The organism is Thiothrix caldifontis (assembly GCF_900107695.1).
Taxonomy (GTDB): domain Bacteria; phylum Pseudomonadota; class Gammaproteobacteria; order Thiotrichales; family Thiotrichaceae; genus Thiothrix; species Thiothrix caldifontis.
Map to the genome: position 1 here is coordinate 96665 of NZ_FNQP01000010.1, position 20238 is coordinate 116902.

23 protein-coding genes are annotated in these 20238 nt (G+C 50.1%); 11 read left to right on the top strand and 12 right to left on the bottom strand.

Features of this window, described 5'->3' with window-relative positions; translation table 11 throughout:
* The first annotated feature begins 9 nt into the window (after positions 1 to 9).
* From BLV87_RS09950 to BLV87_RS09965, 4 genes are all read left to right on the top strand, one after another.
* Positions 10 to 201: a SlyX family protein gene (locus BLV87_RS09950; RefSeq protein WP_245706987.1), complete on the top strand. Its 192-nt coding sequence runs from the start codon at positions 10 to 12 to the stop codon at positions 199 to 201.
* Positions 201 to 902 (top strand): class I SAM-dependent methyltransferase, encoded by a 702-nt coding sequence (locus BLV87_RS09955; RefSeq protein ID WP_093068182.1) that lies wholly within the window; start codon positions 201 to 203, stop codon positions 900 to 902. The genes BLV87_RS09950 and BLV87_RS09955 overlap by 1 nt, the downstream gene beginning before the upstream one ends.
* A gap of 122 nt (positions 903 to 1024) precedes the next feature.
* The gene (locus tag BLV87_RS09960; protein ID WP_245706989.1) at positions 1025 to 1372 is read left to right on the top strand and encodes a DUF423 domain-containing protein; all 348 of its coding nucleotides are present in this window, start codon (positions 1025 to 1027) and stop codon (positions 1370 to 1372) included.
* 142 nt (positions 1373 to 1514) lie between these two features.
* Entirely contained in the window at positions 1515 to 2267 is a 753-nt protein-coding gene (locus BLV87_RS09965; protein ID WP_093068187.1) for a metallophosphoesterase, read from the top strand.
* 80 nt (positions 2268 to 2347) lie between these two features.
* Here BLV87_RS09965 and iscR read toward each other — a convergent pair whose 3' ends face one another.
* Entirely contained in the window at positions 2348 to 2851 is a 504-nt protein-coding gene (gene iscR, locus BLV87_RS09970; protein WP_093068189.1) for a Fe-S cluster assembly transcriptional regulator IscR, read from the bottom strand.
* Between the two features lie 197 nt (positions 2852 to 3048).
* Positions 3049 to 3432: a DUF1249 domain-containing protein gene (locus BLV87_RS09975; RefSeq protein ID WP_245706990.1), complete on the bottom strand. Its 384-nt coding sequence runs from the start codon at positions 3430 to 3432 to the stop codon at positions 3049 to 3051.
* Positions 3433 to 3589: 157 nt separating this feature from the next.
* Here BLV87_RS09975 and BLV87_RS09980 point away from each other — a divergent pair, with 157 nt between their 5' ends.
* Positions 3590 to 5227 carry an alpha-D-glucose phosphate-specific phosphoglucomutase gene (locus tag BLV87_RS09980; RefSeq protein ID WP_093068194.1) on the top strand — a complete coding sequence of 546 codons (1638 nt, stop codon included), beginning with the start codon at positions 3590 to 3592 and terminating at the stop codon, positions 5225 to 5227.
* On the opposite strand, the gene mnmH is transcribed toward BLV87_RS09980, so the two are convergent.
* From mnmH to oppB, 4 genes are read right to left on the bottom strand one after another with little or no spacing between them, the layout of a single operon-like run.
* Positions 5220 to 6350 (bottom strand): tRNA 2-selenouridine(34) synthase MnmH, encoded by a 1131-nt coding sequence (gene mnmH / locus BLV87_RS09985; protein WP_175517902.1) that lies wholly within the window; start codon positions 6348 to 6350, stop codon positions 5220 to 5222. The genes BLV87_RS09980 and mnmH overlap by 8 nt on opposite strands.
* Before the next feature lie 3 nt (positions 6351 to 6353).
* Positions 6354 to 7394: a selenide, water dikinase SelD gene (gene selD, locus BLV87_RS09990; protein ID WP_093068197.1), complete on the bottom strand. Its 1041-nt coding sequence runs from the start codon at positions 7392 to 7394 to the stop codon at positions 6354 to 6356.
* A gap of 60 nt (positions 7395 to 7454) precedes the next feature.
* On the bottom strand, positions 7455 to 8315 hold the full coding sequence (locus BLV87_RS09995) for an ABC transporter permease subunit (protein WP_093068200.1): 861 nt from the start codon (positions 8313 to 8315) through the stop codon (positions 7455 to 7457).
* Complete coding sequence (oppB, locus tag BLV87_RS10000) at positions 8308 to 9228, bottom strand: oligopeptide ABC transporter permease OppB (protein ID WP_093068202.1); 921 nt, start codon at positions 9226 to 9228, stop codon at positions 8308 to 8310. The genes BLV87_RS09995 and oppB overlap by 8 nt, the downstream gene beginning before the upstream one ends.
* A gap of 171 nt (positions 9229 to 9399) precedes the next feature.
* Between oppB and BLV87_RS10005 the strand changes: the two genes are divergently transcribed.
* Positions 9400 to 10308 (top strand): CPBP family intramembrane glutamic endopeptidase, encoded by a 909-nt coding sequence (locus BLV87_RS10005; protein ID WP_093068205.1) that lies wholly within the window; start codon positions 9400 to 9402, stop codon positions 10306 to 10308.
* Between the two features lie 33 nt (positions 10309 to 10341).
* Here BLV87_RS10005 and BLV87_RS10010 read toward each other — a convergent pair whose 3' ends face one another.
* Together BLV87_RS10010 and BLV87_RS10015 are read right to left on the bottom strand one after the other, a co-directional pair.
* Positions 10342 to 11916 carry a peptide ABC transporter substrate-binding protein gene (locus BLV87_RS10010; protein WP_093068208.1) on the bottom strand — a complete coding sequence of 525 codons (1575 nt, stop codon included), beginning with the start codon at positions 11914 to 11916 and terminating at the stop codon, positions 10342 to 10344.
* A 42-nt stretch (positions 11917 to 11958) separates the two neighbouring features.
* A complete protein-coding gene (locus BLV87_RS10015) occupies positions 11959 to 12708 on the bottom strand; it encodes a spermidine synthase (protein ID WP_093068210.1) in 750 nt (249 codons plus the stop codon).
* Between the two features lie 32 nt (positions 12709 to 12740).
* On the opposite strand from BLV87_RS10015, the gene BLV87_RS10020 reads away from it, so the two are divergent.
* Positions 12741 to 13388 (top strand): class II aldolase/adducin family protein, encoded by a 648-nt coding sequence (locus BLV87_RS10020; protein ID WP_093068213.1) that lies wholly within the window; start codon positions 12741 to 12743, stop codon positions 13386 to 13388.
* 21 nt (positions 13389 to 13409) lie between these two features.
* Positions 13410 to 14492 (top strand): beta-N-acetylhexosaminidase, encoded by a 1083-nt coding sequence (gene nagZ / locus BLV87_RS10025; RefSeq protein WP_093068216.1) that lies wholly within the window; start codon positions 13410 to 13412, stop codon positions 14490 to 14492.
* A gap of 3 nt (positions 14493 to 14495) precedes the next feature.
* Here the strand turns inward: nagZ and BLV87_RS10030 are convergent, their stop codons facing one another.
* Positions 14496 to 15131: an arginine N-succinyltransferase gene (locus tag BLV87_RS10030; protein WP_093068219.1), complete on the bottom strand. Its 636-nt coding sequence runs from the start codon at positions 15129 to 15131 to the stop codon at positions 14496 to 14498.
* A gap of 127 nt (positions 15132 to 15258) precedes the next feature.
* Here BLV87_RS10030 and thiL point away from each other — a divergent pair, with 127 nt between their 5' ends.
* From thiL to BLV87_RS10045, 3 genes are all read left to right on the top strand, one after another.
* Complete coding sequence (gene thiL, locus BLV87_RS10035; RefSeq protein ID WP_093068222.1) at positions 15259 to 16206, top strand: thiamine-phosphate kinase; 948 nt, start codon at positions 15259 to 15261, stop codon at positions 16204 to 16206.
* Positions 16207 to 16289: 83 nt separating this feature from the next.
* Positions 16290 to 16871 carry an SPOR domain-containing protein gene (locus BLV87_RS10040; RefSeq protein WP_175517903.1) on the top strand — a complete coding sequence of 194 codons (582 nt, stop codon included), beginning with the start codon at positions 16290 to 16292 and terminating at the stop codon, positions 16869 to 16871.
* Positions 16872 to 17016: 145 nt separating this feature from the next.
* A complete protein-coding gene (locus tag BLV87_RS10045) occupies positions 17017 to 17697 on the top strand; it encodes a DUF4124 domain-containing protein (protein ID WP_093068228.1) in 681 nt (226 codons plus the stop codon).
* On the opposite strand, the gene argB is transcribed toward BLV87_RS10045, so the two are convergent.
* Genes argB through BLV87_RS10060 form a run of 3 tightly spaced genes read right to left on the bottom strand, consistent with a single transcriptional unit; the run spans position 17618 to position 20238 of the window.
* Positions 17618 to 18505, bottom strand: a complete 888-nt coding sequence (gene argB, locus BLV87_RS10050) for an acetylglutamate kinase (protein ID WP_093068231.1) — start codon at positions 18503 to 18505, stop codon at positions 17618 to 17620. The two genes, BLV87_RS10045 and argB, sit on opposite strands and share 80 nt — an antisense overlap.
* Positions 18483 to 18803: a DUF3144 domain-containing protein gene (locus BLV87_RS10055; RefSeq protein ID WP_093068234.1), complete on the bottom strand. Its 321-nt coding sequence runs from the start codon at positions 18801 to 18803 to the stop codon at positions 18483 to 18485. Before BLV87_RS10055 ends, argB begins: the two co-directional genes overlap by 23 nt.
* A gap of 34 nt (positions 18804 to 18837) precedes the next feature.
* Positions 18838 to 20238: a phosphomannomutase/phosphoglucomutase gene (locus BLV87_RS10060; protein ID WP_093068237.1), complete on the bottom strand. Its 1401-nt coding sequence runs from the start codon at positions 20236 to 20238 to the stop codon at positions 18838 to 18840.

Genomic DNA, 20238 nt, shown 5'->3' on the forward strand with positions numbered 1-20238 from the left:
GAAGCACGCTTGGAAAAACTGGAGCTCCTGTTCATGGAACAGGAGCAAATGCTGGAAACCTTGAGCCATCAGCTTTACCTGCAACAAAAAGACATCGCCTCGGCGTTGCTGGAAATTGAACGGCTGAATGAAAAGCTCAAAACGCTCACGCCATCGGCTGTCGGTAATCAAGCCGATGAACCCCCACCCCCGCATTATTGATGCCTGAGCGCTATCAACTGGTGCAAACCCCTGCACGACTGGAATTGCACGACACCCACGGCCCCAAAGTGGGTGCGGTGTACGTTGATTTTGTGGAAGGCAAAGCCCAACACCGCCGCAAGTTCGGTGGTGGTAAGGGGCAGGACATTGCTAAAGCGATTGGCTTACACAAATTCAAACACCCCTACGTTATTGATGCGACTGCGGGATTAGGGCGTGAATCTTTTGTGCTGGCAACCTTGGGATGCACAGTAATTTTACTGGAGCGTTCCCCAATTGTTTATGCTTTGCTGGCTGATGGTTTGCAACGTGCGCTTGCGAGTGATGATGCTGAATCAGTGGCGATTGCCTCGCGAATGACCTTGCATCAGGCAGACGCGCTCGCGTGGCTGAAAACAGTCAGTGCTGATGCGTTGCCTGATGTAGTTTACCTCGATCCTATGTTCCCAGAGCGACAAAAATCGGCCTTGGTGCAGAAAGAGATGCGATTTTTCCATGCAGTCGTGGGTGCAGATGAAGATAGCGATGCGTTGCTTGAGTTGGCAATCCAGCAGGCAACACGTCGTGTGGTGGTGAAACGCCCACGTCATGCCCCTGAGTTACAAGGTATTAAGCCTGCCTTTGTTATTGCTGGGAAAGCAGTGCGCTACGATGTCTACTTAGGCAAAGCAACTGCGCAAGAACACGCTCATCAGGAATAAAATACCGAACCATGCCATGATTCTGAGAATGACGCGGTATAATTGACGTTTTTCATGTGTATTCATAAGGTCATTAAGTTGTGGAAAGGAATCATTTTCTGCTAATCGCTAGTGTGTCAGGAATGCTCGCAGTCATACTGGGGGCATTTGGTGCGCACGGTCTGGAAAAATTAGTCGATGCTAAGATGTTGCAACGTTTTCATACCGGTGTCGAATACCAGTTCTATCATTCATTGGCATTATTATTGATTAGTATTTTATATTATTTTATAAGAAATAAGTATATGGCTTATGCCAGTTATGCATTTCTGTTAGGTATGATTTTGTTCTCTGGGAGCCTCTATCTCTATGTTTTGACAGATATCAAAGGGTTTGTATTAGTGACTCCCTTTGGTGGTCTTAGCTTCATTATAGGATGGGGGCTGCTGGCTTTTTCTGCTAAAAACGGGATGCATTCAGAAAAAATATAAGATAAATTTATTTCTTATTGCCATTAATTGAGTTAAGATTTTTCAAGGATGGATGCTGGTATAGTGGGTGTTACAACAAAATGCATAAGCAAGCCCTGTACTAACTAGCTAATTTTAGTTAGGTTATTCTTGGAATATGACCATGAGTTATACACCATTTAAATTCTTCGGTAAAAATGCGCGTGGACGTGATTTTGTTGTGGGTGACATTCACGGCTCTTTTTCAGCCTTGGAATGTTTATTGCAGCGGATTAACTTTAACCCAGAGGCTGATCGCGTTTTCTCGGTAGGGGATTTGATTGATCGTGGTGGCGAATCACATCGCGTCATCGAGTTTCTCAATCATGATTGGTTTCATGCGATTATGGGGAATCATGAGCGCATGTTGCTGGATTCGGAATACAATGCAGCGGTGTTAGAAAACTGGACGCGCTATAACGGTGGGGCTTGGTGGAAGCGTGTCCCGGAACATATTCGCCCGCGTATTCGTAAGGTGTTAGGGCAATTACCTCTTGCTTTTGAAGTATCAACTGCAAATGGCCATATTGGAATTGTCCACGCTGATATTCCTACCGGCATCCCTTGGCATCAGTTTGTGCGTTCACTGGAGTCTGACCCTGATATGGAGGAGTACGCGCTGTGGTCGCGTAATCGTTACAAGCATTTTAAAATGCTAGGGCGTACTGTTCCCGTCGAGGGCATTGATTTGGTGGTATTTGGGCACACGCCGATGAGTCAACCATTACACACCGCTAACTTCTATTACATTGATACGGGGGCAGCGTTGCTGGACGACAAAGCATTAGGGAAATTAACGCTGTTGCAAATTCATCCAGTTATGGAATTACACCAATTAAATGTGCGCACTGAAGCAGAGGTGCACATCCTGGTGTGAATATTTCGGGACGCATAACAAAAAGGGCGACTAAATGTTCGCCCTTTTTTATTTTCACAACCCGCATGTGCAATTACCTATTAGCAACTAGCGTTTGCAATTGCGCCAATCGTTGGGCGGGGTGGGAACATGGTGGCTATGCGGCTGGCAATGGTGTCTTGGCGGCGCGAGACTTCCCGAATTTCTGGTCGATTAATAAAACTCGCCAGTGTGAGGTTATCAAGGAACTCATACAAGCGCCCGCTTAAATCTTCCCATAATTGATGCGTTAGGCATTTTTCACCGCCGTGGCAATCTTTACTACCAAGGCAACGGGTTACGTCAATATTTTCGTCTACCGCATTAATAATTTCGGCGATACTAATCTGACTCGCAGGACGCCCTAACCGATAACCACCACCAGGGCCGCGCACCCCTTCGACTAAACCTTCTTTACGCAGCTTAGCAAACAACTGCTCAAGGTAGGACAAAGAAATACCTTGGCATTGTGAAATATCTGCCAGCGTAACGGGGCCTTGATGATCATGAATGGCTAAATCCATCATGGCAGTGACCGCATACCGGCCTTTCGTTGACAGTTTCATTGAGTGTACTCCTTAGCAGTATAACTGCGTTTTAATTCCTGACTGGATTACTCAGCATTTTAAATAAACCTAGTATTGTAGTCAAGAATATTTGCATATTTAAGTTGTACAATATGTAAATTTCTTGAATGGATAGAGTATAGATGTACAATTTTTCAAATGCAAAACCTATACATTGTTATTGTGTGGTGTTGACCCTAGGCAAAAGAATGTCCTTGTCTGCGTAAGTAATTTGTCCATTTGTATAAAAAACGGTTCATTTTCCAGCGACATAACAACATGGTGTCTAAGTCTTTGTTCCAATAATGTACAGTTTCTTCGGTGAGTCGGCAGCGATGACTCAGCACTTCTGCCTGCCGTGAGTCATGGTAAATCCGAATCAGTATATCGGGGCGGTTATCTTTCGCATGGCGACCTTCTTCAAACAAGTAAGTCAACATCAAGGTTGTGGTATGAATGGTGTGATCCGTAATGATGAGTGATACGGGAATACCACCAGCCACCCTTGATACTATTCTTTTCGGTAATATACGGATGTCGCCGCACAATAGACGCAGTTGGATATAATTTATTTCGTACATTTCCATCAGTGCCGCGAAAGATTTTGGGCGAGGTGAGAAGGTGGCGGGTTGTTCTTTGACTAACATAAATCCATAATGAGTGCGTGATTTGTGCGGCTGCGATGCTGTGCAGATGAAACCATGATCCTAACAAAAACCTACTGGTAAGCGTACCCTCATGACTATCCAGACCATTAAGACCACACCTTTCGATGACCAAAAGCCGGGAACCTCCGGTTTGCGGAAAAGTGTCAAACACTTCAAGAAGCCCGATTATTTGCAAACTTTTGTACAAGCTATTTTCAATACGCTGGAGCATGTACAAGACAGCACGCTCGTATTAGGCGGTGACGGGCGTTATTTCAACCGTGAAGCGATTCAAATTATCCTGCGGATGGCGGCAGCGACTGGTTTTGGGCGTGTCATTGTTGGGCAGGGTGGAATTCTTTCCACCCCAGCCGCCTCTAACGTGATTCGCCAATACCAAGCCATCGGCGGCATTATCTTGTCGGCAAGCCACAATGCGGGCGGGCCAGAAGGTGATTTCGGTATTAAATTCAATGGTGCGAATGGTGGCCCTGCGCCAGAAAGTATGACCGAAGCGATGTTTGCCGCCGCTAAACAGATTCATGAATACCATATTGCGCCGCTTCAACCGATCCCGGTTGATAAATTAGGAAAGTATCAATTGGCGGGAATGCAAGTTGAAGTCATTGATGCTGTTAGTGATTACCTTGCTCTGATGGAACGGATTTTCGATTTCGACAAGATTTCAGCGTTGTTGGCCTCTAATCATTTCAAGATGCGTTTTGATGCAATGCACGCAGTTACTGGACCATACGCGCATCGGATATTGGAGCAGCGTTTGGGCGCACCGGAAGGAACCGTGATTCATGGGGAACCCTTGGCGGATTTTGGCGGTGGGCATCCCGACCCGAATCAGGCACATGCCACAGAGTTAATGAATCTGTTGTATGCGCGTAATTCCGACATTGATTTCGGTGCTGCTTCCGATGGTGACGGGGATCGCAATATGATTTTGGGTAAACGGTTCTTCGTGACACCGAGCGATAGCCTTGCGGTGTTAGCTGCGAATGCCCGCCTGATTCCGGGGTACAAAGATGGTATTGCGGGCATTGCACGCTCCATGCCGACCAGCCAAGCGCCAGACCGGGTGGCAGAGAAGTTGGGCTTGCCGTGCTTTGAGACACCTACCGGTTGGAAGTTTTTCGGCAACTTGTTGGATGCTGGTAAAATCACTTTATGCGGCGAAGAGAGCTTTGGTACAGGTTCTGATCATGTCCGTGAAAAAGACGGTTTGTGGGCGGTATTATTCTGGCTGAACTTGCTGGCAGAAAAGCAGGATTCGGTGGAAAATATTGTGCGCCAGCATTGGGCAGAGTACGGGCGTAACTATTATTCACGCCACGATTACGAAGCCATTGAGATGCAAGATGCCAATGCACTGGTGGATGCTTTGCAAGCGCAGTTGCCGGGTTTGGCAGGCAAGCCGTTTGGTGATTTGACCGTAAGTGCTGCGGATAACTTTACGTATACCGATCCGGTGGACGGTTCTGTGAGTCAGAATCAAGGTATCCGTATTCTGTTTGCCGACGGTTCGCGCATTATTTTCCGCTTGTCGGGAACGGGAACGCAGGGGGCAACCTTGCGCGTTTACCTTGAAAAGTACGAGGCGGATGTCAGCAAGCACGACCAAGATGTGCAGGAAGCCTTAGCGGATCTGCTCGCGATTGTGCAACAGGTTGCCAGAATTGAGCACTTTACCGGACGTGCAGCGGCGGATGTTATCACCTAATGCTTTGCGCGTTGAGGTAATCACGTACTTCGGCTGGTGAACCCGTAAACACCAGCCGCTGTTGCTTTTTGCTGATTTGGTAGTCATACATCGGGTCGTAATAATCCAGCAGAATAAAACGTACCCAGTCGTAATGCGCAGTAGTGGAGTGATCAAGCGTTTGTTGTTGTAAGGCGTGTTCCATCATCTGTCGCGCTTGTTGGTAACGTACTCCCCCTAAGCGGCGTTGTACCTTCGCCAAACTACCCAGCAGATAAGCACTGAATGCGGCAAAGCCCGCTTGTGCATCACCGCTGTGTACGGCGGTAAAGGCGGCGAGGTTATCCACGACGTATTCTTGATAGCTGATTTCTACCCGTTCTTCATCAGGTACTTGCATTAATACAAGCGGCGCATTGCGTAAGGTCTCGAAAAAAGTGTCGGGTAGGTGCAACGAGCCAATGGTACGGCTTTCATCTTCAAATACCAGAGTGGTTTGCCCTTGATGACACTTGCGCAGTAATTGGATAGCGAGATTATTCTCAAAACTGATTTGTGAGGGTTGCGGTGTAGGTTGTGTGCCAAATGCTGAACCACGGTGATTTGCGCAGGCTTCTAAGTCAATTTGCTGTTGCAAGTCACGTAGAAAGCGTGTTTTCCCTGAACCTGTGCGCCCACTCAGGATGATGGGGCTGATTTTGCGGGGCAAGCTTTCCAATTGTTCCAACAAAAAGCGCCGCATGGCTTTGTAACCGCCCTGGACACGCGGGTAGCGAATGCCGGTTTGTTCATACAGCCATTGTTGGGAAGTCCGTGAACGCAAGCCACCCCGAAAACAATACAACACACCTTCAGGGTATTTGTCGGCAAAGTGTTGCCAAGCTGTAACCCGTGCCGCTTTAATTTCACCGCTAACCCGCTGCAAGCCTAATGCAATCGCGGCATCTTGCCCTTGTTGTTTGTAACGTGTACCAATTTCGACACGATCATCATCATCCATTAATGGCAAGTTGGTGCTGCATGGGAAAGCACCTTCGTGGAATTCTACGGGGGCACGTACATCTAACAACGGCACGTCTTGCAAAAACAAGTGCAGCAAGTCGTCGATGACAGGTAAATCGTTACCAGCGTTGCGCAGTGACATGAATTACTCCATCGTAATCAGGGCGCTATTTGCCACAGGTTCGCGCAAGTAGCCGATGGGTTGTAAGTTCATGCCAGCCTGTCGGCTCACGGCTAAGAACTCTATCTCCCCTTCAGGCGCAACCGCCACCAGCAAGCCGCCGCTGGTTTGGGGGTCGCAGAGGATTTGCCGCTGACGTTCTGTCATTGCACCGAGTGCGTAGCCGTAGCTGTCGAAATTGCGTTGCGCCCCACCCGGTGAGCAATCCAGTTCCAGATAGTGCGGAATGTGTGGCAACACTGGCACTTGGTCGAACTGAATGACGGCTTGCAAGCCACTGCCTTCGCACATTTCGCGCAAATGCCCGCCCAGCCCGAAGCCGGTGACATCGGTTAGAGCCGTGACGGCTGGCATTTCGCCGAATTGTGCGCCGATGCTGTTCAGTTGGCACATGGTGTCGATGGCGAGATTGCGGTGTTCGGGCAAGAGCACTTTGCGTTTTTGTGCGGTAGTGAGAATACCAATACCGAGTGGTTTGGTGAGGTACAGCTTGCAACCGGCTTGCGCGGTGCTGTTTTGCTTGAGGTGGCGGGTTTGCACAATGCCCGTGACCGCCAAGCCGAAAATGGGTTCGGGTGCGTCAATGCTGTGACCGCCTGCGAGGGGAATACCGGCATCCTGACAGGCTTTGCGCCCACCTTCAACCACTTCACGCCCCACTTCTGGTGGCAATTTGTCGAGCGGCCAGCCAAAAATTGCAATCGCCATAATGGGCTTGCCGCCCATGGCGTACACGTCGCTGATGGCATTGGTGGCTGCAATGCGCCCAAACGTAAACGGGTCATCCACAATCGGCATGAAAAAATCGGTGGTGCTGATGACGGCAGTGCCATTGCCCAGATCGTAAACGGCAGCATCATCGCGGGAACTGTTGCCGACCAGCAGGGCATCGCAGACATCTGGCGGTAATTGGCTGTGCAAAATCACATCGAGGACAGCGGGGGCGATTTTGCAACCACAGCCTGAGCCGTGGCTGTATTCGGTCATGCGGATGGGGGTATCCATGCAGGGAATCCTTGGCTAAGCAAAGGGGGGAATCATACTGGAAAGTGAGGCATGACGCGATTAGGTGCTTTTCGGATCCAAGGCATCCCGCAGCCCATCCCCCAGAAAATTGAGGCAAAACAAGGTTACTGCCAGAAATCCTGCCGGGAATAGCAACATCCACGGTGCAGTTTCCATTTGCGCGGCCCCTTCCGCAATCAGTACTCCCCAACTGGTTAAGGGTTCCTGTACCCCCAGCCCTAAAAAGCTGAGGAACGATTCAAACAAAATCACCTGCGGCACGGTTAGGGTGGCATACACGATCACTGATCCCAAGGTATTTGGCACAATATGACGCCGGATAATCCCGAAATGGCTCACGCCACATACCCGTGCGGCTTCCACAAACGCCCGCCCTTTTAACGACAACGCTTGTCCGCGTACAATCCGTGCCATGGTAAGCCACTCTACCGCCCCAATTGCCACGAAAATCAGGAAGATGCTGCGCCCAAAATACACCATCAGCAAAATCACAAAAAACATAAAGGGCAGGGCATACAGCACATCCACCAAGCGCATCATCAGGGCATCGGTACGCCCACCCAGATAGCCTGCGGTTGCGCCATACAATACCCCGATCAATAAACTCACGGCGGTGGCAGCTAAGCCGACCATCAGCGAAATTTGCCCCCCAATCAGGGTACGCACGAACAAATCACGCCCATTGGCATCCGTACCGAACCAGAATCCTTGTTCCGCATTGGGGGGAATACCCATACTGTCCCAGTAAATCTCATCGTAAGGGTGTGGGCTAAACAACGGCCCCAACACGCACAACAAGCCAATCGCGAGCAACACCACCGCACTGCCTACTGCCATTTTATTGCGCCGTAAACGCCGTAAGGCTTTGTTCCACAACCCTTGGTTGAACGGCTTAGTCATAACGCACCCTTGGATCCATTAGCCCGTAAATCACATCGACCAATAAATTCATCAGAATAATCAACGCGCCATAAAACACTACCACCCCCATGACCAAGGTGTAATCACGGTTTAATGCACCTTGTACGAAGTGCCGCCCGATACCTGGAATTCCAAATATCTGCTCAATCACCACTGAACCGGTAATAATGGCAGCGGTCGCAGGCCCTAACCACGATAACACGGGCAATAATGCGCCTTTCAGTACATGCCGCCACAAAATAAGCCGCATGGGTAGACCTTTGGCAAATGCGGTGCGGATATGTGGGCTAGACAGTGTTTCTAGCATACTCGCCCGCATGAGCCGTGCGGCATAAGCAATTTGTGGTAAGGCCAAGGCAATGACAGGTAACACGGCTGATTTCCAACCTGTATCCCACCCCGCTACCGGCAACCAGTGCAAAAACACCCCAAAGACCAGCGCTAATAAGGGAGCCATGACAAAATTGGGTACCGTAATGCCGGTCATTGCGACTGCCATCACAGCATGATCCATCGGGCGGTTTTGATGCAAAGCAGCCAGTATCCCTGCCGGAAGCCCGATCAATAATGCCAATAACATCGCGAATACACCCAGTTGCAGCGATACTGGGAAACCCTCGGCAATTAATGCGCTAACGCTGTGATCTTTGTATTTGAATGATGGGCCAAAATCACCCTGTAACACATTAAGCAAGTAATAACCATATTGCACGGGCAAGGGTTGATCAAGGTGGTAGGCACGTTCAATATTCGCAGCAATTTCTGGTGGAATAGGGCGTTCAGTATCAAATGGCCCGCCCGGTGCCAAGCGAATCAGAAAAAATGCCAAGGTGATGATGACCAATAACGTGGGCAGTGCACCGAGCAGGCGTTTGAAGACATACTGCAACATATAAACATTGAGCCTTTTTAGCGAGTCATGAAACGTGGGACTGTAAGCAGGTCGGTTTCTTAGGGCTATTCGTCCTGATTATGATTGTCTGTTAACACCGATGCAATTCAAAATATAAGCTACAAGCGCGTGATTATGTGCCATGTGAATGACAAAATTAAGGAAAAATAAGTGAATACATACTATCTAAGCCTAGCCAGTCTAGGCCAAAATCATTGGTGGCGTTATGTGCTGGGTTTAGTCGTTATTGCTATTTTTTGGCAGGTATTAGGTGCTATTCCCTTGGGCATTATGATCATGTTTATCTTGGGAGATAATAACCCCGCGACTAATGTAAATTTGGATACGCTGAAATTTGAAGGCATTGATAGTTTATGGCCTTATTTGGGTATTAATTTTACATTATTGGCGATGTTGACTGGGGTATTTCTGACAGTGCGTTTTTTGCATCAACGTCACTTCACCAGTGTGATTACCCCGCTGACAAGTGTTAATTGGATGTTGATGCTGAAGGGTTTTTTCGTCTTTTTGGGGTTAATAGGTTTGGCTACATTGCTTGAAACATTATGGCATCCCCATACTTATCAAGTGACGTTTGACGCTAAACAGTTCTTGATATTTTTACCCATCGCATTATTTGTGACCCCGCTTCAGGCGGCAGCGGAAGAGTTTTTATTTCGCGGGTACTTTATGCAGGGTTTGGGTTTGTTGAGCCGCAGAGCGATTATTCCGGTCGTTGGATCTTCCTTGCTATTCATGGCAGCGCACTTAGCAAACCCGGAAATGGGTGAGGATAAGTATTTAATTCCTCTGTTGTATTTGTTAATGGGATTGTTTCTAGCCATTATTACCGTGAAGAGCAACTCACTGGAGTTAGCGATTGGTGTTCATGCCGCTAATAATCTGTTTACCGTATTGATTATGAATTATGCTAATTCAGCGCTGCCGTCACCTGCATTATTCACTGCCAGTCAGGTTGACCCATTGATCAGCTTGATCAGTTTTGTGGTGGTAGCCGCTCTATTTTATTGGATTATGTTTAGGCGCTGGAATGTTAACCATGCACAGCCATGGCTATAAGAGCACAGACTGTGCATGGTCGGTTGCCAAGGGTTATTTCAGCCCCAGATATTGGGTTGGATGCACATCCATCACATTGTCTTCCCATCCGGTGATTTTCGGGCTGACCAAGTGTTGAGTGGTGTTGTAGTAAATCGGGATGATCGGCGTATCCGCCAGCAGAATCCGTTCGGCTTGTTCCATCGCTTCTTGGCGCTTTTTTACGTCGGTTTGGGTTTCGGCTTCTGCCATTAAGCGGTCGAATTCGGGGTTTTTGTAGCCGGAGGTGTTCATTTCACCGACATCGGACTTGAACAGGCTGAGGAACGTGTGTGCATCGTTGTAATCGCCAATCCAACTGGAGCGTACCACTTGGAACTGTTTTTGCTTGCGCGAACTGAGGTAGACTTTCCATTCCTCATTACGCAGGTTGGTTTTCACGCCTAACACTTGTTTCCACATCGCAGCGACCGCAATCGCGAGTTTTTTATTGTTGTCGCTGGTGTTGTAGAGGATTTCGAGTTCCAGCGGTTTGTCAGCGCCATAGCCGCTTTCGGCATACAGCTCTTGGGCAAGTTTGGTGCGGGCGGCTTTATCCAGCGATTTTTCTTCCATGTTTTGCTGGGTGTAATTATCGACGGGCGGAACCCAACCCCACGCGGGGATTTCACCCGCTTGGGTAATTTTTTCGGTGAGAATGTCGCGATCTAACGCCAGAGAGAGGGCGCGACGCAACTTGGGGTTTTCCTTGAAGGCGGGATTTTCCAGATTGAGCGCGTAATAGTACGTGCCAATGTAGGGCGTGTTGCGGAATTCTGCGGCGAAATCTTGCGCGACCGTTTTAATCTGATCAGAAGGTACATCGTAGGTAATGTCGATTTCCCCTGCACGGTAGCGCTTGAGTTCGCTGTTCTGGTCTTCAGTGGGGATGTAGTACACGCTGTCGATTTTTACTTCGGCAGCACGGCGGTAATGCGGATTTTTCACTAACTTGACATGGGCTTGTGGTGTCCATTCGCTCAGGCAGTACGCGCCGTTGCAGCGGATGTTTTCGGGTTTTATCCAATCCTTGCTCGCTTTTTCAACCGCTTGCTTGGGAATGGGGAATGCCATCGGGTGCATTAACATACCGAGGAAATAGGAGGTGGGGGTTTTGAGATTTATTTCCAAGGTTTGCGGGTCGAGGGCTTTTACGCCAACGCTGGAAGGGTCTTTTTGTTCGCCTTTGTTAAAGGCTTCTGCACCTGCAATCGGCCAGAGGATAAAGGCGTAGTCCGAAGCCGTTTCCGGGGCAAGCGCCCGCCGATAAGCGTATACAAAATCTTCAGCAGTTAACGCCGTGCCGTCTGACCATTGGCTGTCTTTGCGCAAATGGAAGGTGTAGCGCTTACCGTCGTCGCTGATGCCCCACTTTTCTGCCACACCGGGTTGCAGCTTGCCGAATGCGTCTTCTGTAACCAGCCCTTCAAACATATCGCGCTGAATATTCGCCTCAGAAACACCGGAGGATTGGTGAATATCCAGCGTTTCCGGTTCAGTGCCATTACCGCGCTTCAACACGGTTTCGGCGATGGAAAACGGGGCGTAGGTTAAACAGAGAGCGAGGAATAAGCGTGGCAGTTTGCGCATGGTTTTTTCCGGTTAAGTTGATGGGAAGCACTATAACACAGGCTATTCGCCTAATGCCCGCGAGCGCATGAGGACGCGTATCAACGGGAAGCCAAGCGAGGCGCTGAGGTGTTCAGCGGTATTTTTCAAGGCGCGGGTGGTTTGTTGATCGGGAACTTTGCCCGCGAGGATCACCCAGTTTTTGCTGGCTGTCAGCACGGTACGAATGTCGGTAAAGTGTGTGCGTAAGGCATCGCGTAACAAGGGGTCTTCGCGCTGTTCTGTCCAGCAATTCATCACTAGCCAGCCGTCTTCCTTGAGATTGGCGGCACAGCGGGCGACAAAATCGGCTCGCAATTGCACATGATCCACGCCATCACCGTGGTAAAGGTCGGCGAAGATTACATCAACTTTGCGCAATTCTGCGTTGTTCAGAAAGTCGTCGGCATCTTGCTGGATGATTTGTAAACGTTTGCTGCGCGGCATTTGGAAAAAGTGCTGGGCAACCTCGATCACGGTGGCGCGTAATTCCACGGCGGTAATGTGAATACCGGGAATGTGGCGATGCAAAGCGGTGACCAAACTGCCGCCGCCTAAACCTAAAATGAGTACCCGTTTGGGTTGGCAGAATAGTAGCACCAGCAACATGGCTTGGGTGTATTCGTATTGTAAGACGTGCGGGGCGGATTTTAAGCAGCGGCTTTGCTCATCATTGGGTGCAAAGGCTAGAATGCGGCATTCGCCGTCGTCCAACACGGTGATTGTGCCGAATTCATCTTCGCTGTGGTGTAAGGTTTGGATGTTTACTTGCATAATCCCGAAAGTATCACAAAACAGGAAAGCGTATGCACCTGCCAGAAGCTGAAGGCGTTATTAAATTTACCTTGTCATACACCGCGAGTGACGAAGGATTGGATTGCCCTGATTTTGACGCGCTCAATCACAGCCGTAGTTTGTTGTGGCAGTGGGGTGTGGTCGGGCAGGATGATCTGCGTTACGGCGGTTTGGGTTATGGTAATGTCAGTGTGCGTACTGTGGAGCGTGAATCGACAGGCGCGTTTGTGATTACGGGGACGCAAACGGGGCATTTGCCAACATTGACCGCGCAACACTATGCGCAAGTGCTGTCTTACGATGTCAAACGCCATTGGTTGCAAGCGTTTGGAGCGCGGAAACCGTCGTCGGAAGCCATGACCCATGCGGCGATTTACCAGTGTATGCCAACAACCGTCAACGCGGTTATTCACGGGCATCATCCACGGATTTGGCAGCAAGCGCAGGCGTTGGGATTGGTATGTATGGCGGCGGATATCGCCTATGGCACGCCGCAAATGGCGCAGGTGATGCAAGCTGTGTTGCGCGATACTCAGCCAGCGCGTAACACGGTTGTGATGCTGGGGCATGAGGATGGGTTTATTACGTGGGGCGAAAGTCTTGCCGAAGCGGTTGCACTGGTGCGCCAGTTGTTACAGGATGCGGCGCATATTCCATAGAAAACATAAGGAGCAAACCTGATGTCATTGGGGCCAGTCATGCTGGATGTAGCCGGTACGGCATTGAGTGCTGAAGACCGTGAATTATTGCAACATCCCGCCGTGGGAGGCGTGATTTTGTTTGCGCGTAATTACCAAAATCCGATGCAATTGGTGGCGTTGACCGCAGCGATTCGGGCAGTGCGCGAACCGCATTTGCTGGTGGCGGTGGATCAGGAAGGTGGGCGAGTGCAACGGTTTCGTGAAGGTTTCCACCGTTTGCCGCCAGCAGGGTATTACGCAGCGTTGCGCCAACAATCACCGGAGGCGGCGAAGCACGCGGCGCAACGCATGGGCTGGCTGATGGCATCCGAGTTGCAAGCGGTGGGCGTGGATTTCAGCTTCGCGCCCGTGTTGGATCTTGATCGTGGGCTGAGTCGGGTGATCGGTGATCGTGCTTTTGGGCAAGATACGCCGACGGTAATGGCATTGACCGGCGCTTGGATGCAAGGCGCACGTTTGGCGGGCATGGTGTCAGTCGGCAAACATTTCCCAGGTCATGGTGGTGTGACGGCAGATTCGCACGAAGCCTTGCCGTGTGACGAACGCAGTTGGGCAACTTTGTGGGCGGAAGACATTGCCCCGTTCGGGCATTTGATTGCGCAAGGGCTGGAGGCGGTGATGCCGTCACACGTTGTGTATTCGTGCGTGGACGCTGCACCAGCAGGGTTTTCAGCGCGATGGTTGCAAGAGATTTTGCGCGGGCAAATGGGCTTTCAGGGAGTAATTTTCAGCGATGCCTTGGATATGGCAGCAGCGGCAGCCGTAGGAGATTTTGTGGGTCGGGCAAAAGCAGCCTTGGCAGCAGGGTGTGATCAATTGTTGATGTGCAATAACCGCGCAGCCGCCATTGCGGTGGTGGAGGCATTGGCGGATTATCGCGATTTGGCGGCACAAGCACGCTTGTCGCGCTTATACAGTCGCCATTTCACGCCGTTGCAACATGCTCAGCAACAGCCGTATTGGGCTGAAGCAGAGGCGGTGTTGGCACAATTTGCGGCGGATAGCGCATCCGGCATGACCTTGGCGTATGATCCGACCACGCGCGGCGGCACTGTGCTGTAGGCGCTATTCCTTGAGCTTAATGAGCAAATGGTCTTCTTCAACGTGGATGTCTTCGACACCAGCGGCGAAGGATTGCCAGAAACCGGCATTGCCACCGAATTCGCTGACCAAATCTACGTTTTTCAGGTTGCCTAGCCATGCGTTGGGCACGGCTACACCCCAAACGCTTACGCCTTTGAGTTTGATAATGGGATTGTTGTTGGCGTAGGCCAATTCCATGCCAGCATTCACCTTGAGCGTTTTACCGCCGATAAACGGGAAATCGGGGTCAAGCGGCAGCAGGATTTTGGCACTTGCAAGATTATCAGCAAGGTCGATGACCGCTTTTTCTGCCATGTCGGTGTTTTTGGCAAGTAAAGCATTCAGCTCTTTTTCCGTGAGCGAAATTTCACGGTTTGCACCGACTTCGGTATACGGTTCGGGCGTGAGATCATCTGGGGGTGCGGGTAAACCGATTCGTTGGAGCTTTTGTTCCAATACCGTCGTTTCACGCTCATCAAGGGTGACAGGTTTAAACGGTTTGGGAAATAAGAAGTATTGAATAACCCACAGCGTGACGCTTACAGAGATAAATACTGTTAATAAAATCACGCCAACGACATGTAAGCACCCAATTTTTGTTTCTGAGCTTGTATCCATTTATGCTCCAGCAAGAAAACGTACAGCCCGCGTTGGCTGTTCCATTGTTAGCATTTAGCATAAAACATCTGGCTGGGGTTGTGGAAATCTGCCAGAGTTTATTATTTAACGATTAACGGGCGGTAGTATGTCGGAGTTTGATCTAATCCGCGAATATTTTTTCTGGCAACCTAAGCCTGATAATGTGTGCGTTAGTGTGGGTGATGATGCGGCTGTTTTACGGGTTCCGGCAGCTAAACAGTTGGTGGTGTCGGTTGATACCTCGAATGCGGGAGTACATTTTCCTCTGGAAACTGCGCCACATGCTATCGGCTATAAAGCCTTGGCGGTGAATTTGAGTGATCTGGCAGCGATGGGGGCGGAACCGGCTTGGTTTACATTGGCTTTATCGATGCCAGCGGCTGATGAAGGGTGGGTCAGGGAGTTCACTCGGGGAATGCGGGAGTTGGCAGAACAGCATGGTATCTTTTTGATTGGCGGTGATACAACGCGGGGTGCTTTGAGTATCACCATTCAGGTCATGGGGTTTGTGGAGCCGAGTAAAGCATTATTGCGTAGCGGAGCGCAACACGGTGATCTTATTTGCGTGTCTGGTACTTTAGGGGATGCAGCGGCAGGCTTGGCCGTCTTGCAACAACGTTTGACATTACCGACGGAGGCAGCAGCGTTTTGCATTCAACGTTTGAATTACCCTTCGCCACGTTTGGCATTCGCGAATAGCTTGTTAGGAAGAGCCAATGCTTGCATGGATATTTCCGACGGCTTATTGGCTGATTTGGGGCATTTGTTACGTGCATCGGGGGTGGGGGCGCGGTTGCAACATACTTTGATCCCCTTTTCTGCGGCATTACAACACATTGCATTAGCACAAAGACTGGACTTTGCACTCAGGGGAGGCGATGATTACGAATTATTGTTTACCATGCCCAAGCAAAATTTATGCGAGGTGCAGCAAGCAGCAGGTAGGCAACAGGTTCAGGTCACGGTTATCGGGGAAGTGGATGCGAATCAGGACGGTTTGGTCATTGATTACACCTTTGCTGATAACCGACAGGGCTACGAACATTTTTCGTAAGAATGACAGCATGTTTGGGAACCTTCGTAAACATAGCATTGTCTATCAAAACAACAATCCATCAGCACTTGGGGCTTAGACTTATGAATAATCAAATGAAAATGAGCGCGGTTGCGCTGACTTTGGCAGCATTAATGGCTGGTTGCGCACCTGTACCTGGAACAGCTCCACAAGCAGGGGCAACGACTGGCGGTGATTACGGTGCTAATAGTTATGGCACGACAACTACGGCTTCCACTGATTACGGTTATAACACTGGTACGACGCCTGCCGCTACCAATACAACGCCTAATAATAGCTCTTATTATGACTACGGTGCAGGCAGTTCAACCGGTAGTTCTGCTTATGGCAGCACAACGACTGGTTCTACCAGCGGCAGCTATTACGATTATTCTGCACCGAGCAGTAGTACCAGCGGTAGTTATTCAGGCTCTTATAGCAACACTGCTGGGGGGTCTTATGCAGTTCAGGTCGTTGCTAGCCCTAATAGCGGCACAGCAGAAGCGATGCGTAGTCAGATGCAATCCATGGGCTTCAATGCTGTGGTTGATCAAGTCGGTGGCTACTACAAAGTTCGCGTTCCCTTCAGTAGCGAAAGTGAAGCAAAAGCCAACTTGGGGCGTATCCGCTCTAGTGTGCCGGATGCTTTCTACACCGTTCGTTAACATTTAAGTGCTGCAATGCCCCTTACTTTGGGGCATTGTGCATTTCGTAACGCTAATTCCCCCGCTCTTCTGCCTGTACAGCGATTTACGAGTGAGTAAGTGATAAAAATCTGGGTATATAAATCATTTGATATTTTTATAGATTATGAGCCCATTTATCACATTATCGCGTATCGTTGTAGCTGCCATGTTGCTCTGCGCTAATGGAGTGCAAGCTGGCTTATACCGCTGGGTAGATGCTGCTGGTGCAGTGCATTATTCAGATGTTGTACCCCCCACTATCGAAAAGCAAGGGCATAGTCAGCTCAATAAGCAAGGCATGACGATTGAAACCTTCCCCGCAGCACCGAGTGAGGAAGACATTGCCGCACTTAAACGCCGTGAGACCTTAGCAAAACTACGCGATGCTATGGAAAATAAACAACAAGAACAAGACAATCACCTGCTGGCTAATTATGCCGATACCAGTGAGCTTGAAGCTGTTTTTCATAGTAAGTTAGCGGTGCTGGCTAAAAATACCGAGTCTATCAATGAGCGCCGCGCCTCTTTGGAGGCTAAATTAGCTTCTGTGAAAGCACAGGTGAGTAAAATAGACGACTTCACCAAGCGTGAAAAACTCCAAGGTTATGTCGACGATGCTGAAAAAACGCTGGCAGTTTACGATCATGCCTTGCAGGAAAACCAAACCGAGCAAGACCGTCTGCGCCAGCGTTATGAAAAAGACCGGGAACGCTTGAGCAAGTTGCTTAAGGAGTCACCATCGTCCCCACGCCCTGATCCGTCAACAGTTCCAACAACACTGCGTGCGGCACTCGACCATCAATAATACTGGCACTTTTCGCGCCCGCTGAAATGGCATCGGTAGCGCAAGCCAATTTCGGTAACATACCGCCCTGAATCGTGCCGTCGGCGATCAAGTCTTGAATGCCAGCCTGACTCAGGGTTTCGATTAAAGTGCCTTGTTTATCGAGTACACCGGGAGTATTGGTTAGGAGTAGCAAACGTTCAGCATTTAAGACTTCCGCCATTTTGCCTGCCACGATGTCGGCATTGATATTGTAACTCGTGCCGTCGCGCCCTACGCCAATGGGGGCAATTACGGGGATGAAGCGATCCTCTTCCAGCATCCGTACTACGCTGGCATCAATGTCAGTGACTTCGCCGACATGACCAAGGTCAATGATTTCAGAAGGTTGGTTTTCGGCAGCTTTGCGTTCCAGTACCAGCTTACGGGCAATAATCATATTGCCATCCTTGCCGGTCAAACCAATCGCGCGTCCGCCTGCTTGGTTGATCATATTGACGATTTGCTTATTGACCAAACCACCCAGCACCATTTGCACCACGTCCATGGTTTCCGCATCAGTGACGCGCATTCCATCCACGAAATGGCTTTCCTTGCCAATTTGTTTGAGCAAGTTGCCGATTTGCGGGCCGCCACCGTGAATAACGACGGGATTAATGCCGACTTGTTTCAGCAACACGATGTCACGGGCAAAACTTTGTTGCAATGCGGGGTCAGTCATGGCATTGCCACCGTATTTGACCACAATGGTTTTGCCGGAATATTTTTGGATGTAAGGCAATGCCTCCATCAGAATGGCAGCGGTATTATTCGGGCTGTTCGTCGTCATGTTTGATATAGACCTTGTAGTTGTCTTTGAAATCACGCAGGTTGTCGCCGAGCATGTGGCGGAATTGTTTGCTGAGGTAATCCATCGTATCGTCAGCATCTTCGATGAATTCTTTGCGGTCAAGCGAGGAGGCGGCAACCACGAAAGTGTTAAAACGCGCTGCTGCATACAGCATGGCAGCGCCAACTTTGCCTAAATCGCTGGTGTCGACCGAGGTATTCGCCAACTCAATAAATTTCTCTGCCAAGTCCCAGAATTCTGGGTCATTGTCTTGCGAACTGCTTTGTTTCTTGCTCATGTGGTGAGAATCCTTGAGGGTAAGGGGAGCAAGATTAAAACGGCAATGCCTCCGGGGTCAATTGCAGGCGTTGAATATCTGCGCGGAACAGGGCGCGGATGGCTTCTAAGCGTTCCGGCGTATCGGCTTCAAAGCGCAAGGTAATGGTGGGGCTGGTATTGGAGGCACGTGCTAAACCCCAGCCATCGGCGTATTCGGCACGCATTCCATCGAGCGTGAGCAGGCGTTGCGCTTGCAGTTGCTGATGTTGCATCCAACATTGCATGGCCGCTGCCGCTGCTTCGTAGGAGGCGAAGTACACCTTGTGTTCCGGGGTGCTGAAACCTTCGGGAATCTGGGCGAATACTTGTGCGGGAGTAGCGGTTTCATGCGACAACACTTCCAGCAAGCGGGCGGCGATGTACATACCATCGTCGTATTCCATACCACGATCGCGCAGCACGATATGCCCGCTGAATTCACCACCGAGGATGGCATCATGCTCATGGATGAATTTTTTCAGTAAGGAGTGCCCGCTAATGCACATGCCGGGAACACCACCCGCATCGCGGATAGCTTGATCCAGCCGATAGGTGCATTTCACATCGTAGGCCACCATTCGCCCCGGTTGCTGTTGCAACACCACTTGTGCGAGCAAGATGAGGATACGGTCAGGCCAGAGGATATGCCCGTTACCATCTACCGCAATCAGGCGGTCGCCATCGCCATCAAAGGCAATGCCAATATCCAGCCCTTGTGCGCGTACCAAGGTTTGCAGCGCTTGCAGATTCGCAGGTTGGGTCGGGTCGGGGGAATGATTGGGAAAATTGCCATCGACTTCACAAAATAGCGGGTGAACGTCGCAACCCAAATCCCGAAACAAATGTTCTGCCAACAACGCAGTCGCGCCATTGCCGCAATCCAGCCCAATCCGCAATCGGCGTTGCAGGTGGATTTGCTGGCATACCGTGTGTTGGTACGCGCTCAGAATACTGGCGGTTCGCACACTTCCCGCTGTGGGTTGATGCCAGAGTTCCCCGCGAATAATGCGTTCGTACAGGCGTTGAATGCGCTCGTTATACTGGCATTCGCCGTTGATCACGATTTTAATGCCGTTTTGGTCGGGAGGGTTGTGGCTGCCAGTAATCATCACCCCGTGCGGTGCAAGTCCCGACTGTACGGCGAAATACAACACCGGCGTTGGCACTAAACCAACATCGGTGACACGACAACCCGTCGCCATTAAACCTTCAATGGCTGCTTGCGCCAATGCTGGGCTGGAAAGTCGCCCATCGCGCCCAACCACCACCCCCTGATCACCCCGATCACGCAATTCTGAGCCGATGGCTTGCCCGATCAAGCGCACACTGTGTTCGGTGAGGTTATCAGCATACACACCGCGCACATCATAAGCACGGAATAAGGAATGCGAGACGAGTGGTTGTGGAATACTCAT

Excerpts from the sequence above, each read along its gene's own strand:
- mnmH (WP_175517902.1), bottom strand. The coding sequence starts at position 6,350 with ATGTCACTGCGCAACGCTGGTAACGATTTACCTGTCATCGACGACTTG.
- BLV87_RS09980 (WP_093068194.1), top strand. The coding sequence starts at position 3,590 with ATGACTATCCAGACCATTAAGACCACACCTTTCGATGACCAAAAGCCG.
- BLV87_RS10060 (WP_093068237.1), bottom strand. The coding sequence starts at position 20,238 with ATGAGTATTCCACAACCACTCGTCTCGCATTCCTTATTCCGTGCTTAT.
- thiL (WP_093068222.1), top strand. The coding sequence starts at position 15,259 with ATGTCGGAGTTTGATCTAATCCGCGAATATTTTTTCTGGCAACCTAAG.
- BLV87_RS10055 (WP_093068234.1), bottom strand. The coding sequence starts at position 18,803 with ATGAGCAAGAAACAAAGCAGTTCGCAAGACAATGACCCAGAATTCTGG.
- BLV87_RS09955 (WP_093068182.1), top strand. The coding sequence starts at position 201 with ATGCCTGAGCGCTATCAACTGGTGCAAACCCCTGCACGACTGGAATTG.
- argB (WP_093068231.1), bottom strand. The coding sequence starts at position 18,505 with ATGACGACGAACAGCCCGAATAATACCGCTGCCATTCTGATGGAGGCA.
- BLV87_RS10030 (WP_093068219.1), bottom strand. The coding sequence starts at position 15,131 with ATGGATACAAGCTCAGAAACAAAAATTGGGTGCTTACATGTCGTTGGC.
- BLV87_RS10040 (WP_175517903.1), top strand. The coding sequence starts at position 16,290 with ATGAATAATCAAATGAAAATGAGCGCGGTTGCGCTGACTTTGGCAGCA.
- BLV87_RS09995 (WP_093068200.1), bottom strand. The coding sequence starts at position 8,315 with ATGACTAAGCCGTTCAACCAAGGGTTGTGGAACAAAGCCTTACGGCGT.
- BLV87_RS10010 (WP_093068208.1), bottom strand. The coding sequence starts at position 11,916 with ATGCGCAAACTGCCACGCTTATTCCTCGCTCTCTGTTTAACCTACGCC.
- BLV87_RS09975 (WP_245706990.1), bottom strand. The coding sequence starts at position 3,432 with ATGTACGAAATAAATTATATCCAACTGCGTCTATTGTGCGGCGACATC.
- BLV87_RS09960 (WP_245706989.1), top strand. The coding sequence starts at position 1,025 with ATGCTCGCAGTCATACTGGGGGCATTTGGTGCGCACGGTCTGGAAAAA.
- BLV87_RS10015 (WP_093068210.1), bottom strand. The coding sequence starts at position 12,708 with ATGCAAGTAAACATCCAAACCTTACACCACAGCGAAGATGAATTCGGC.
- selD (WP_093068197.1), bottom strand. The coding sequence starts at position 7,394 with ATGGATACCCCCATCCGCATGACCGAATACAGCCACGGCTCAGGCTGT.
- iscR (WP_093068189.1), bottom strand. The coding sequence starts at position 2,851 with ATGAAACTGTCAACGAAAGGCCGGTATGCGGTCACTGCCATGATGGAT.
- oppB (WP_093068202.1), bottom strand. The coding sequence starts at position 9,228 with ATGTTGCAGTATGTCTTCAAACGCCTGCTCGGTGCACTGCCCACGTTA.
- BLV87_RS10020 (WP_093068213.1), top strand. The coding sequence starts at position 12,741 with ATGCACCTGCCAGAAGCTGAAGGCGTTATTAAATTTACCTTGTCATAC.
- BLV87_RS10045 (WP_093068228.1), top strand. The coding sequence starts at position 17,017 with ATGAGCCCATTTATCACATTATCGCGTATCGTTGTAGCTGCCATGTTG.
- nagZ (WP_093068216.1), top strand. The coding sequence starts at position 13,410 with ATGTCATTGGGGCCAGTCATGCTGGATGTAGCCGGTACGGCATTGAGT.
- BLV87_RS09965 (WP_093068187.1), top strand. The coding sequence starts at position 1,515 with ATGAGTTATACACCATTTAAATTCTTCGGTAAAAATGCGCGTGGACGT.